The sequence below is a fragment of the Aquisalimonas sp. APHAB1-3 genome (assembly GCF_048323695.1).
Taxonomy (GTDB): domain Bacteria; phylum Pseudomonadota; class Gammaproteobacteria; order Nitrococcales; family Aquisalimonadaceae; genus Aquisalimonas.
In genome coordinates this window covers 22001-35149 of the sequence record NZ_JBLWFT010000001.1, presented here as the reverse complement: position 1 = coordinate 35149, position 13149 = coordinate 22001, and the positions used below count along the sequence as shown (strand labels likewise).

The 13149-nt window shown below is 65.5% G+C and carries 11 protein-coding genes and 1 pseudogene; 9 read left to right on the top strand and 3 right to left on the bottom strand.

Going from position 1 to position 13149, the window contains the following annotated elements; all coding sequences use genetic code 11:
* Positions 1-7: 7 nt before the first annotated feature.
* Positions 8-1603, top strand: coding sequence for an HAL/PAL/TAL family ammonia-lyase (locus tag ACNSTU_RS00170; protein ID WP_290635424.1), 1596 nt, complete (start codon positions 8-10; stop codon positions 1601-1603).
* Positions 1604-1623: 20 nt separating this feature from the next.
* On the opposite strand, the pseudogene ACNSTU_RS00165 reads toward ACNSTU_RS00170, so the two are convergent.
* From ACNSTU_RS00165 to ACNSTU_RS00155, 3 genes and pseudogenes are all read right to left on the bottom strand, one after another.
* Positions 1624-2139: pseudogene (locus ACNSTU_RS00165) on the bottom strand (alpha/beta fold hydrolase); the annotation flags it as partial.
* A gap of 192 nt (positions 2140-2331) precedes the next feature.
* Complete coding sequence (locus ACNSTU_RS00160) at positions 2332-3234, bottom strand: bile acid:sodium symporter family protein (RefSeq protein WP_418211964.1); 903 nt, start codon at positions 3232-3234, stop codon at positions 2332-2334.
* Between the two features lie 50 nt (positions 3235-3284).
* Positions 3285-5045, bottom strand: a complete 1761-nt coding sequence (locus tag ACNSTU_RS00155; protein WP_418211963.1) for an AMP-binding protein — start codon at positions 5043-5045, stop codon at positions 3285-3287.
* 251 nt (positions 5046-5296) lie between these two features.
* On the opposite strand from ACNSTU_RS00155, the gene ACNSTU_RS00150 reads away from it, so the two are divergent.
* The 8 genes from ACNSTU_RS00150 to ACNSTU_RS00115 all read left to right on the top strand — a co-directional run bounded on the left by ACNSTU_RS00150 (position 5297) and on the right by ACNSTU_RS00115 (position 13048).
* Positions 5297-5875, top strand: a complete 579-nt coding sequence (locus ACNSTU_RS00150; RefSeq protein WP_290634666.1) for a chalcone isomerase family protein — start codon at positions 5297-5299, stop codon at positions 5873-5875.
* A 171-nt stretch (positions 5876-6046) separates the two neighbouring features.
* Positions 6047-8113 carry a putative bifunctional diguanylate cyclase/phosphodiesterase gene (locus tag ACNSTU_RS00145; RefSeq protein WP_418211962.1) on the top strand — a complete coding sequence of 689 codons (2067 nt, stop codon included), beginning with the start codon at positions 6047-6049 and terminating at the stop codon, positions 8111-8113.
* The gene (locus ACNSTU_RS00140) at positions 8103-8579 is read left to right on the top strand and encodes a hypothetical protein (RefSeq protein WP_290635819.1); all 477 of its coding nucleotides are present in this window, start codon (positions 8103-8105) and stop codon (positions 8577-8579) included. Before ACNSTU_RS00145 ends, ACNSTU_RS00140 begins: the two co-directional genes overlap by 11 nt.
* Positions 8580-8614: 35 nt before the next feature.
* Positions 8615-9007, top strand: a complete 393-nt coding sequence (locus ACNSTU_RS00135) for a hypothetical protein (RefSeq protein ID WP_290635817.1) — start codon at positions 8615-8617, stop codon at positions 9005-9007.
* Positions 8988-10445, top strand: a complete 1458-nt coding sequence (locus ACNSTU_RS00130; protein WP_418211961.1) for a class I SAM-dependent methyltransferase — start codon at positions 8988-8990, stop codon at positions 10443-10445. Before ACNSTU_RS00135 ends, ACNSTU_RS00130 begins: the two co-directional genes overlap by 20 nt.
* Entirely contained in the window at positions 10442-11857 is a 1416-nt protein-coding gene (locus tag ACNSTU_RS00125) for a PP2C family protein-serine/threonine phosphatase (protein WP_290635813.1), read from the top strand. The genes ACNSTU_RS00130 and ACNSTU_RS00125 overlap by 4 nt, the downstream gene beginning before the upstream one ends.
* 76 nt (positions 11858-11933) lie before the next feature.
* On the top strand, positions 11934-12344 hold the full coding sequence (locus ACNSTU_RS00120) for an antitoxin Xre/MbcA/ParS toxin-binding domain-containing protein (RefSeq protein WP_290635811.1): 411 nt from the start codon (positions 11934-11936) through the stop codon (positions 12342-12344).
* Positions 12344-13048 (top strand): RES family NAD+ phosphorylase, encoded by a 705-nt coding sequence (locus ACNSTU_RS00115; protein ID WP_290635809.1) that lies wholly within the window; start codon positions 12344-12346, stop codon positions 13046-13048. The genes ACNSTU_RS00120 and ACNSTU_RS00115 overlap by 1 nt, the downstream gene beginning before the upstream one ends.
* The last annotated feature ends 101 nt before the right edge of the window (positions 13049-13149 follow it).

Genomic DNA, 13149 nt, shown 5'->3' with positions numbered 1-13149 from the left:
GGTACACATGGATCGCACGTTCTGTAATCTCGGCCGCGACGGGCTGACCCACACGGATATCGACGCCATCGCCCATGGCGAACCGCTGCATCTCGACGAGGCGGTGAACGGCCGCGTCGTCGCCAGCCACGAGCGCCTGCAGCGCTACGTCACGGAGCAGCGGCGCATCTACGGGGTGACCACCGGCTACGGCCCTCTCGCGGACACCCTGGTGGGTCACGCGCACTCGGAGCAGCTCCAGCGCAACCTCATCGCCCATCTGAGCGCCGGCGTCGGCGAGCCTCTGTCCCGCACCCAGACACGGGCCACCATGGCCGCCCGTGTCGCCGCGCTGGCCCAGGGCAACTCCGGCGTCTCCCCGGCCGCTCTCGGGCTGCTTGTCGATTGCCTGAACGCCGACGCCCTGCCGGTGGTGCCCTCCATGGGGACCGTGGGCGCCAGCGGCGATCTCACACCACTGGCTCACATTGCCGGGGCCCTCATGGGACACGGCCGCATGCGCGTGCAGGGCGGCGACCCGGAACCGGCCGGCGCCGCACTGGAACGCCTCGGCCTCACCCCCTTCAACCCGGAGGGCAAGGACGCCATCGCGCTGGTCAACGGCACGTCAGCCATGACCGGCATCGCCGCCCTCAACGGCGCGGCGTGCGAGCGCGCCCTGCGCTGGAGCAGCCTCCTCACCGCCGGGCACGCCGACGTGCTGGGCGGCCGGCTGGAAGCGTGGGATCCGGCGTTCGGCGCCCTGCGGCCCCACAACGGCCAGCAGCGCCTGCACCGGTGGCTGCGCTTCCTGACCCGTGGCAGCGGCTGGGTTACTGCACCCGAGCACGGCGAGACGGTGGCGGGCAACGCCCTGGAGCGACTGGATCAGCCCATTCAGGACCCGTACACCCTGCGCTGCGCGCCCCAGCTCCTCGGGGCCGTGTCGGATCAGCTCGCCTGGCACAACAGCGTGGTGGACACGGAACTCAACAGCGTCACGGACAACCCTGTACTCCCCGACGACGCGGATGTTGCCCTGCACGGCGGCAACTTCTACGGCCAGCACGTGGCGCTTGCCTCCGACGCCCTGGCGAACGCCGTGATCACCCTCGCCGTTCATGCCGAGCGGCGTATCGCGCGGCTCGCCAACGTCCGGCTGAACCATGGCCTGCCGGCGTTTCTCCAGGCGCGGGAGACGGGGCTGCACAGCGGTTTCATGGGCGCCCAGGTCACGGCGTCAGCCCTTCTCGCCGAAATGCGCACCCACGCGACACCGGCGTCCATCCAGTCCATCCCCACCAACGGCGACAATCAGGATGTGGTCACCATGGGTACCATCGGCGCCCGACGCTGCGCGCGGTTGCTGGACCTGCTCCACCACCTGCTCGCCATCGACGCACTCATGGTGGCGCAGGCCGTGGACCTGCGCTGGCAGATGGACCAGACGGCCACGACGACGCCGTCGGATGCGGTGCAGGCACTGCACCGCTGGGTTCGCCGCATCGCACCGCCCCTGGACGCGGACCGCGCCCTGCACGACGAGATCGAGATGGTCGCGGTCCGGGTGGCACTGCCCGGCGGGCTGGTGGAACAGCTCGACGCCTTCGCCGGGCCTGACTGACCGCCCCAGTCCAGAAACGCCTGCACCGCCGCTTCATCGAAGGCGCCGGGTACGCGGCTCCAGCGCCGCAGCTTGTCGCGCAGGTAGTACTCCGGGTCCAGGCCGATCATGTGCTCCGGCAGGCCGTCGGACTGGATCAGGAAGAACCAGTGGTAGTAAGCGGTAGCCAGGGCCTGGCCGGCGGTGCGGAATACATCCCGGGTGGGAATGATATCCAGCACGGCGAGCCGGGTGACCCGGTCCGGGTGGTCCAGCGCCATGCGGTGCCCCACCCGTGCCCCGCGGTCATGACCCACCACCTGGAAACGCTCGAAGCCGAAATGCGCCATGACCGCCACCTGATCCGCCGCCATGGCGCGTTTGGAGTACGGCGCATGGGTATCGTCGGAGGTCGGTTTGGCGCTGTCGCCGTAGCCGCGCAGGTCCGGGCAGATCACTGTATAGCGCTCGGCCAGCCGCGCGGCGACGGGGTGCCACATAACATGCGTTTGCGGATAGCCGTGAAGCAGCAGCAGGGGCGGTCCGTCACCACCCATGCGGAGGTGGATATCGGTGCCGTTAGCGGTGACGCGATGTGTTTCGAATCCGGGGAAGAACATGCCGGCAGCCTCCCGGTAGGGTGTCGTAAGCGTGTTTCATGGTGGACGTGAACGTCCACCCTACGCCGTGTGCCGCGGTGTCGGCCGTTCGGCGTAGGGTGGACCTTCAGGTCCACCGTCCCGCCCCCGTCACGCCTTCGCCGGTTCCACCTTCGCCTGATCCCGCGCCAACTCTTCCTTCTTGGTCAGGCGCCGGTAGAACAGCGTCGCCAGAGTCGAGGTGATGATGATGAACAGCGAGTACAGCACCGGCATGATCAGAATGAGCTGCTGGGTCTCGCCCGAGAACACCAGGATCACGATCAACGCCCCCAGCGGGCCGTTCTGAATACCGGTCTCCAGCGACACCGTACGCGCCTTCTGCGGTTCAAGCCGCGACAGTCGGGCGAACACGTAGCCGAAGGCGAAGCCGATCACGCCGAGCAGAATCACGGCGGCGTAGACCTCTGCACCGGTTTCGAACAGCAACTGGTAGTTGCGCGGCGCCCAGGTAGCCATGAGGAAGACAATGACGATGACGCCGATGAGCCCGCCCACCAGCTCGGTGACGGCACCGAAGTTAGCGTTCTTCTTCCGCGACCACATGCCGAGCAGCGTCGGGATCAGCAGCACGAACAGCAGGCCGATGATCTCGCCCGGCGGGATCCGGAAGGCTTCATCGATGCCGGCGGTGTAGAACTCCATGAGAATCGGCACCATCACCACCGCCGCCAGCGTGGAGCAGACCGTCATGAGAATGCTCAGGCTCAGCAGGCTCTTGGAGAAGTAGGCGAAGATGTTGGACGTGGTACCACCGGGCATGCAGCCCATGAGCACCAGCCCCACCGTCTGCTCCGGCGTGAGCTGGAGCACGCGCGCCAGTGTGAATGCAATGAACGGCATGAACATGTACTGGGAGGCGAAACCCACAAGCACCGCCTGCGGATGACGCATCGCGATGCGGAAGTCCTTGAATGTCAGCGACGCGCCCATGCCCAGCATGATCACGATCATCATGATGGCCAGCAGGGCCTCTTCGACGGGGCTCAGCATTCAGTCTGCTCCTCTTTACTGTCTCGTTCTTGTCAGGCCTGTCAGGCCTGTCAGGCCGCGCGCGTATCGGTGCTGCTGGCGGAGCCGGCCGCCTCGCTGCCACCGTCGCGCAGTTCCTTGCGCAGCACTTTGCCGACGGGGGTCTTGGGCAGATCGTCGCGGAACTCGATCTGCTTCGGCACCTTGTAGCCGGCCAGCTTCTGCTTGCAGTGCTTGCGCACCTCCTCGATGGTGAGGCTGTCGTCGCGCTTCACCACGAACGCCTTCACCGCTTCGCCCGTGTCCGCGTCGGGCACGCCGATCACCGCCGCCTCGTGGACCTTGTCCAGCTCGGCGATGCAGTCCTCCACCTCGTTCGGGTACACGTTGAAGCCGCTGACCAGCACCATGTCCTTCTTGCGGTCGACGATGTGGAAATAGCCGTCTTCGTCCATGTAGGCCACGTCACCGGTATAGAGCCAGCCGTCCTTGAGCGTCTTGGCGGTCTCGTCGTCGCGGTTCCAGTAGCCGCGCATGACCTGGTCGCCCTGGACGATGATTTCGCCGGGCTCGCCCTGGGGCACGGTCACGCCGTTGTCGTCAACGATGCGCACGTGGGTGCCGGGTGCCGGGATGCCGATGCTGTTGCGCTTGGCGCCCGTGCCGATGGGGTTGAAGCTGACCACCGGCGAGCTTTCGGTGAGTCCATAGCCCTCGGCGATGGGACAGCCGACAATCCGTTCCCAGCGATCCGCCACCGCGCCCTGCAGGGCGGTACCACCGGCGATGGCGACTTTCATGGTCTTCGGCGGGTATATGTGGAACCACTCCTCGTTCAGCAACGCATTGAACAGGGTGTTCACGCCGGAGATCCAGGTGATCGGGTAATTCTCCAGCGCCCGCTGGCAGTTCTGGATCGGCCGCGGGCTCGGCACCAGCACATTGCGCGCGCCGCGGCAGTGGAAGGCCAGCATGTTCACGGTGAACGCGAAGATGTGGTAGAGCGGCAGGGCCGTCAGCACGCACTCCTCCCCGTCCTCGATGTGCGAGCTGGCGACAGCGTCGATCTGGGCGATATTCGTGAGGATGTTGCCGTGGGTGAGCACGCCACCCTTGCTCACGCCGGTGGTGCCGCCGGTGTACTGAAGCACGGCCACGTCGTCCCGGGTGATGTCGCGCCACCAGGCGGCAACGTCCACATTCCGGCTCTGGCGCACGTCGCGCGCCTGCTCCAGGGCGTCATCGATATAGGTGGCGTCGATGGTGAGATCGGGGACGGCCTTGTTCCAGTACTTGAGCACGCCCTGGAGAATGCCGCGCACCACACCGGGGAACCACTGGGCCACGCTGGTAACCACCACGTGCTTCACCGAGGTGCGGTCGATGATGGCGGCCAGCTTGTCGGTGAACATGTCCACGATCACCAGGGCCTCCACCCCGGCGTCGTTGAACTGGTGTTCCATCTCCGATTCCGTGTACAGCGGGTTCACGTTCACCAGCGTGCAGCCGGCCTTGAACACGCCCATGGCAGCCACCGGGAAGGTCAGGCAGTTGGGCATCTGCACCGCAACGCGCGTGCCGGGTGCCAGGCCGATCACCTCCCGCAGGTAGACGGCGAAATCGTCCGCTTTCGCGTCGGCCTCGGCGTAGGTCAGCGAGCCGGACATCCCGTTCGGCATCACCGTGGTGAACGCGATATGGTCGGCGTACTCCCGGGCATTGTCCGTCACCAGCTCGGCCAGATTGCTGTAGCCGTGCAGGCGAGCCTCGCTGTAATCACCGGTGTAGTGGCGTGACCACGGTGCACTGTCGTATACGGAATCGTACGACATCAAACTCCTCCAGTCGGTCGTGCGGTCGGCTTCTCGTTCTGATAAATCGGTCGGTTACGGCATTCGCCCCGAACCATACGCTAGCGTATCCTAACGAGATCAAACCGAAAAGCCTTACGGTTGCTGCCGACATACCGTTTCCGGCTGGATACATCTTGTCCAATCCGGAAAGAACTCTGATACCATCCGGCACAGATCGCCGCAAGCGATCCGGCCACAGGGATCAGACAACAATACAGAGGAGAACCGCCGTGACTCGCATCCTGACCGCTCTCGCCCTGTTCGCGCTGCTGTGCGCCCCGCTCGCCACCGCCACTGCCGACGACGTGCGCGAAGTACGCGGCGTGGACCTGCCCCTGCAGGTGTCCGTGGGTGATCACGAGCTGCACCTCAACGGCGCCGGCGTGCGCTCGCGCTTCTTCGTGCGTGTCTACGTGGGCGCGCTCTACACCACCGAGTCGGTCACCGACGCCAGCGAGGCCATCACCATGGACGCGCCCCGGCGCATCCACCTGGCGATGCTGCGCGACGTGGGCCGGGACACCATGGTCGACGCCCTGGAAGACGGCCTCGAGAGCGCCATGACCAGCGAACAGCGCGTCGACTACGCTGACGCGATCGAGACCTTCAAGTCGTTCTTCCCCGGCGATTTCAACGAGGGCTACACCGGCGACATCGACGTCATCCCCGGCGAGGGGCTGATTGTCTCCATGAATGGCGAGGAATTGGGCCGCATCGAGAGCGACACCTTTGCCCAGTTCGTGCTCGCCATCTGGCTCGGCGACGACCCCGCGGACAGCAACGTCAAGAGCGGCATGCTGGAGGGCTGAGGCGGACGCCCCGAAAGAGTGCATACCGGGTCACAGGCCGGTCCACGGACCATTGGCCGGCCTTCCCGGCAGTGATACCGTTCTCCGCGGACAGGGGTGTTCTGCCCCTGCTGCGGGCGCATGGATTCGCTCGCCAGCGGACGAGCGACTCGAGCATGCGGACGGAACACAATGGGCAGACAGCACCGCGTACAGTCCGACACCCGTCGGCCGACCACCCTTGTACGCGCATCCAGTGCGAACCCCTGCCCGGTCATGGCTTTCGGCGTCGACGGCGAATTGCTGGACGCCAACGCCGGGAGCTGGCTCGTGCTCCAGGAACTCGGCATCACCCCTGGCAACCACCTCCCCGCATTGTGGCTGTCCATTCTCAACGCCGCCGTGGCGACCGGCGAAACCCGTGAGAGCACACTTGTTTGCGGCCTGGTGAGCACCCAGCTGCTGTTCGTGCCGGCGCCCGACGACAACATGGTTCATGTCTTCGGCGTGGACGTCACCTCGCGCACCCATGACGCAGAGAAGATCGCCCTCAACGCGCAGGTCTTCGAACACGCCTCGGAAGGCATCCTCATCATGGATGAGGACATGCGCGTCATCGACATGAACCCCGCCTACGCCCGCATCACCGGATACAGCCCGGAGGAGACGCTGGGTGAGCCGGCCGCCTTCATCAATACCCGACAGACCGACCCCGAGCTGGTCGAGCAGATCTGGAGCGCCCTGTGCCAGAACGGCAAGTGGCAGGGCGAGGTCTGGGGCCGCCGCAAGAACGGCAGCGCCTACGCCGAATGGCTCTCGGTGGTTGCCGTCCACGACCATGGCGGTCGCGTCGCCCAGTACACCGGCATTCTCTCGGACATCACCGGCCAGAAAGAGGCCGAGGAACAGCTGTTCGAGATGGCCCACTACGACACCCTCACCGGCCTGCCCAACCGGCGGCTGTTCCATGACCGGCTGGCCGAGGTGAGGGACGCCGAAGCCAGCGAACGCTTCGGCGTGATGCTGGTGGACCTGGACGGCTTCAAGCTGGTGAACGATCAGCTCGGTCACGGCGCCGGCGACGAGATGCTGCGCATCGTCGCCAGCCGGCTGGAGAACTGCCTGCGTGGCACCGACACCATCGCCCGCATGGGTGGCGACGAGTTCCTCGTCCTCCTGCGCGGCCTGAAAGGCCCCGACTGCACCGCCCAGATCGCCGAGAAGCTGCTTGGCCGCATCGCCGAACCGGTGGTGCTGGAAGGCCAGGAGTTCTTTCTCACCGCCAGTATCGGCGTTCACAGCGACTGCCGGGGCATCGAAACCGAGGCCCTGCTGCGCGACCTGGACAACGCCATGTACGGCGTCAAATCGGACGGCAAGAACGGCTATCGGTTCGTCTCCCGGGACGGCGGCGACCGCATCGGTACCCGCCTCACCTGGCAGTCGCGTCTGCGCCGGGCCCTTGAGGGAAACGGGATCACCCTGCATTATCAGGTGCTGGTGGACGTGGAACAGGGCACCGTCCTGGGCATGGAGGCGCTGGCGCGATGGCAGACAACAACCGACGGCTTCATACCGCCCAGCGACTTCATCCCTCTGGCAGAGGAATCCGGACTCATTCATCAGCTCGGTGAACAGCTCCTGCGAAACGCCTGCAGCCAGGGTGCGCAATGGCTGGCAGACGGCATCGACACCGGCGCCATGAGCGTCAACGTCGCGGTGCGTCAGCTCCGTCACGAACAGTTCGTACCCATGGTCGAGGGCATTCTGGAGCAGACCGGCTTCCCGCCGTCCAGGCTCGATCTCGAACTGAGCGAGACCATGTACATCGAGGGCGAAGACGAGGTCGTGGCCAAGCTGGAGCGGCTGCGCGACCTCGGCGTGACGGTCTCCATCGACGACTTCGGCACCAAGTACGCATCCCTGGCCTACATCACCAAGCTCCCGGTGGACCGCATCAAGATCGACAAGGCCTTCGTCGACGGCCTGCCCGACGACATCGGCTCGGCCGCCATCGTCTCCGCGGTGGTCTCCATGGCGAAATCCATGGACCTGGACGTGATCGCTGAGGGAGTCGAGACCCGGGAGCAACTGGATTTCCTGCTCACCAACGGCTCCCCCTGCATCCAGGGCTACTACTGCGGCCGACCCGTGCCCGCCGACCGGATCCCGGACATGATCACCAACAGGACCTACCTGCCCACCCCGCGCCTGCGGGCCCCACACGCCACGGACAGCGAGCCGCCCCATGACGCATGAACTGGATCTCACCCTGCGCCCCGACTGGCAGGAAGTGGAACAGCTCAACCAGCAGGCCATGACGTTCCTCACCGACACCGGCATGGCGCACGCCGAAGTGGACACCTACACCATGGTGATCTGCGAACTGGCCGAGAACAGCATCAAGTACGGCGACAGCAGCCAGCCCATCTGCCTGAACGTGAAAGTGCGGGACAAGTCGGTCTGCGTACAGGTGAAGAACAAGGTTCGCAGTGAAGCCCACGGGCATCTCCGGGAGCTGGACCAGACCCTGCAATGGATCCGTGGCGTGCAGGACCCCTATCAGGCCTACCTGGAGCGCATCCGCGAACTCTCGCGCGAACCCATTGCCAACGCGCGCAGCTGCCTGGGCCTGATCCGCATCATGTATGAAGGGCATTCCGACGTGGACTTCGTGCTCGATGACGACACCCTCAACGTCTCCGCTCTGTCCAGGAGCCGGTGAGAGACGAACGCAACGACACACTGCGGAGCAAGCGAATGACGAGTATCGAACGACTCAGCGAGGGCGCCCTGAGCATTCAGGAGTCGAGCACGGCGACGGCGCTGACGCTGCATTTCCAGGGCAAGAGCATTGTGCGCAATGCCAACGACTCACTGCTGCCCGTGGTACTGGACGCCATGGGTCAGGCCGATCAACAGGGTCTGCGCCTGGTGCTGGACTTCCGCGGGCTGTCATACATGAATTCCTCCTCCTTTGCGCCGATCATCAAGGTGCTGGAGAAGGCCCGTATGGGGGAGACGCCGGTCACCATCATCTACAGTAGCGAGCAGAAATGGCAGGACGTGTCGTTTTCGGCACTGACGATCTTCCAGACACAGGACGGACGAATCTCAATCACGGGTGCGGATCATGATGAGCGAACACAATGACGTCGACCACAACGCCACGGACACGGCGGCTCCGGTAACGGCTGCAGCCCCTGCAAACCACGCCGAAGGCGCCATCAAGCGCGGCGGGCAGACCACAGCCGTCGACCTTCAGTGCGCCTCGCGCTACTCCCTCTGGCTCGCCTACCGGGACGAACCACCCCACCCGGCGACTGGCGCCTTCGACAGCCTCACCTTCGAGACCGACGCCCACACCATCGCCCTGGGCCCCTGCCAGGTGCTGGAAGACGCCGACGCGCCGGACGGGCACTACCGGCTGGTCCCCATGGCGTCCATTCACGACTTCGAAAAGCTGTTTCAGCAGTCCCGCGCGGACGTTCTCGACCTGGCGGCCCGCAACCTGCCGCTCATCCTGCAGTACCGCAACAACATCGACCCGGCGTTCCGGACCTTTGTCGGCGACGTGGCCTACGACATCAGCGTCTACAAGGAGCTGTTCGACCGGCTTGATGCCGAGTACGCCGGCGAGCCGGAGCCCGTGCGCGAGGTCATCCAGCAGGGCCTGATCCGGAATACCGGGCAGGAGTTCATCGACTGCCTGAACGCCCACGTGGCGGACATGGAACGCATCATCGACAACTTCGAAGGCGAGCAGCACAGCCAGCACGGCTACTACCTGCGCAAGCAGCTCTGGGGCGAACTGCTGACCGCGCCGTTCATGGCGCGCACCAACCTCAAGCCGCGCGGCTACATCGGCGACTCCGAGATGATGCAGATGTGCTATCGCAACACCTACGAGGGCGACAGCACCTTCGGCAAGCTGCTGCACCACCATCCGGTGTCATCGGCCGCCGCCCAGGCCGTGCGCAACCGGCGCCCGCTGGTGGCCGCCATGGCCGGCGACTTCGCCGACCGCATGGGCGCCAGCGCCGACAACCGGATGCGGCTGCTGTCCGTGGCGTGCGGGCCGGCCCTGGAACTGCACGATCTGCTGAACAGCCGCGAGCGCTGTCAGCAGGTGGAATACTCCCTGCTGGATCAGGACGACCTCGCCCTGGGCGAGGCGGCCGCCGCGCTCGGTGCCGTGGAGAAGCGTCTGCAGACACCGGTCAAGGTGAACTACATCCAGGAGTCTGTGCGCACACTGCTTGCCACCCGCGCCCTGCGCGAGCGCTGGGGCGAATTCCATTTCATCTACTCCATGGGCCTGTTCGACTACCTCACCCCCCCGGTTGCCAAGGCTGTGCTGAGCAAGCTCCATGCGCTACTGTTGCCCGGGGGAGAAATGGCCATCGGCAACTTCCATGTCACCAACCCGACCCGGCGGTACATGGATTACTGGCTGGACTGGCCGCTGTACTACCGCACGGAGGAGGACTTCCTGGCCCTGACCGAGGACTTCGGCGACGCGACGGCCTGGATTGAATACGACGACACCGGCGTGCAGATGCTTCTGCGAATACGGAAGGCGACTACTTGATTTTCACAAACCATAACGACAAGACCGACGTCACAGCGGCAATCAACACCAACGACTTCGGCACCTACCAGATCGGCCTGGTCCACGACTGGCTGCGAACGGTCACCGCCCTGGTCTTCTGCCTGGTGCCCATTTTCTTTCTGCTGGACACCATCATCCTCCCCGGGGACAACCTGGCGCGGTTCGCCATCTACCGTGGCATCTCCACCGCGCTGGCCCTGGGGCAGTTCCTGATCATCATCAACACGCCCCCGAGCCGGTTCTCGTACCTGCACGGCTACTTCGCCTCCACGCAGGTGGGCGCGGTCATCGCCATGATGACGGTCTACCTGGGCGGCTTCGACTCCAGCTACTACGTGGGCCTCATCCTGGTGATGATCGGCGTCAGCCTGGTGCTGCCGTGGCGCGGCAAGCACACGGCCATCAACGCCGGCATCATCATCCTGATGTACGTGGCCTTCAACCTGATCTGGCCGCAGCCCTACGATCAGGCCTCGCTGGTGAACAACATGTTCTTCCTGCTCGGTGCCGCCATCATCGCCGTGGCCATCACCGAGCTGCGCTACCGGCTCATCGCCAACGAATTCGCCCTGCTGGTGAAACTCAAGGAAGCGCGCGACTCCCTGTGGAGCGAGATGGAGCTGGCGCGGGACATCCAGCTCACCCTGCTGCCCCGCCGGCTGGACGTGCCCGGCTACGAGATCGCCGCCACCATGCAGCCCGCCAAGGAAGTGGGCGGCGACTACTACGACGTGATCACCACCGCGACCGGCGGGCGCTACGTGGCCATCGGCGACGTGGCCGGTCACGGGCTGAGCGCCGGCCTGATCATGATGATGGCGCAGACCAGCCTGATGACCGTGCTCAAGGCCAACCCGGACTGTCCGCCCGCCGAGGCCCTCAAGACCATCAACAGCGCCCTGCGCGAGAACGTCGGGCGTCTGGGCTCGCACCACTACATGACCATGACCATCCTGCGGCTGGGCGACGATCACATCGAGTTCGCCGGCCACCATCAGGACATCCTCATCCACAAGGCCGACAGCGGATCGGTAACGGTGCAGCCCACATCCGGCACGTGGCTCGGCATCGTCGACAACCTGGACGGCTTCGTCGAGACCACGCGCGTGCCCATCACTGAGAACGACGTGATCATGCTCTACACCGACGGGCTCACCGAGGCGTCGTCGGATTCGGGCGAGATGTTCGGCGACGGCCGTCTGGAGCGGCTGTTCGCCCGCTACGCCAAGACGCCGCCGGACAACGCCACCACCACCATTCTCGACGAAATCCGCACCTTCCAGGCGGCGCAGAACGACGACATGACCGTCCTGCTGCTGCGCAAGACCGCCGAGGTGGTGGACGACGCAGCCGTGTGGACCGTGGTGGAACACAAGCCCCGGGAAGCGTAACCGGCTCACTGGACACAACGGCTTTGAAGTGTATATTTATAGTCAGCAAATGGCTAAATATGCACACGGAGCCGCCATGGAGAACGCCGCACAGGAGCTGCCACCGGTCGCCTACGAGAGCCCGGACACCCGGCGCGACCTCGCGCGGGTGATCATGCGGCTGTTCGATCACTGGCAGCTCGACTCCCGCACCAAGCTGGAACTGCTCGGTCTCAGCCCCAACAGCCGCAGCAAACTGGCGGACTTCGCCAGCGGCAAGACCGGGCTGCCCAAGGGCCGCGACGCCCGCGACCGCGTGGCCTATCTGCTCGCCATCCACAAGGCGCTGCGCCTGCTCTACCCGGAGAACCCGGAGCTGCGCTACAGCTGGGTGCACCGGCGCAACGACCTGCTGAACAACGTCGCCCCCATCGACATCATGCGCGAGCAGGGGCTGATCGGCATCGCCCGGGTGGCCCGCTTCCTGGATCAGCTGCGCAGCCAGTGATGGACGAGCTGCTCACGCGCATCACCGACTTCGACCGTCGGGTGAGCCGTAACGTGGTGGGCCTGCGCACCAGCCAGGATCTGTTCGACGACCTCACCGACGGCGACGCCGGGCTGAGCTATACGGCCGCGGCGCTGGAAGCGCAGGTGAAGGGCGAGCTGGCCCCGCCGGACCAGCTCTCCCGCGCGTTTCTCTACGCCACGGCCGTGGAGTACCCCTTCCGCACCGAACCGTGGCACCAGAGCCGCTACAGCGACGGCACCTTTCCCGTGTGGTACGCCTCCCTGGACAAGGACACCACCATCGCCGAGACGGGCTACCACATGGCGCGCCACGAGCTGGCGGTGGAAGGCGTCAACGAGGTGGTGGTGCGGGAGCGGGCGGTGTACACCGTGCATTGCCGCGCCCTGCTCATCGACCTGAGCGACGCGGGCGAGCGACACCCGGAGCTGGTGCACGATCACGACTACGGCTACACCCAGGCGCTGGGCCGGCGCATCAGCCACGAGGGCCACCCCGGCCTGCTGGCCCCCTCCGCCCGCCACCGGGGCGGCATCAACACCGTGATCTTCCGCCAGGCCGTGCTGTCGGCACCGAAGCTCGCCTGTTACCTGCGCTACCTGTTCGACCCGCGCACGGGGGAGCTGGTGGTGGAGCGCAGCCCGGGGAAGGTGTATCAGAGGCTGTGGTTTGAGGGGTTGTGAGTTTCGACGGTGGACGTGAACGTCCACCCTACGGCTCCGGGCTTGCGGCATCCGTAGGGTGGACCTTCAGGTCCACCATGTCGTGCATGTCGTGCGAACCC

Coding starts and splice junctions, on each gene's coding strand:
- ACNSTU_RS00160 (WP_418211964.1), bottom strand. CDS start 3,234: ATGCTGAGCCCCGTCGAAGAGGCCCTGCTGGCCATCATGATGATCGTG.
- ACNSTU_RS00170 (WP_290635424.1), top strand. CDS start 8: ATGGATCGCACGTTCTGTAATCTCGGCCGCGACGGGCTGACCCACACG.
- ACNSTU_RS00120 (WP_290635811.1), top strand. CDS start 11,934: ATGGAGAACGCCGCACAGGAGCTGCCACCGGTCGCCTACGAGAGCCCG.
- ACNSTU_RS00130 (WP_418211961.1), top strand. CDS start 8,988: ATGATGAGCGAACACAATGACGTCGACCACAACGCCACGGACACGGCG.
- ACNSTU_RS00115 (WP_290635809.1), top strand. CDS start 12,344: ATGGACGAGCTGCTCACGCGCATCACCGACTTCGACCGTCGGGTGAGC.
- ACNSTU_RS00145 (WP_418211962.1), top strand. CDS start 6,047: ATGGGCAGACAGCACCGCGTACAGTCCGACACCCGTCGGCCGACCACC.
- ACNSTU_RS00155 (WP_418211963.1), bottom strand. CDS start 5,045: ATGTCGTACGATTCCGTATACGACAGTGCACCGTGGTCACGCCACTAC.
- ACNSTU_RS00140 (WP_290635819.1), top strand. CDS start 8,103: ATGACGCATGAACTGGATCTCACCCTGCGCCCCGACTGGCAGGAAGTG.
- ACNSTU_RS00135 (WP_290635817.1), top strand. CDS start 8,615: ATGACGAGTATCGAACGACTCAGCGAGGGCGCCCTGAGCATTCAGGAG.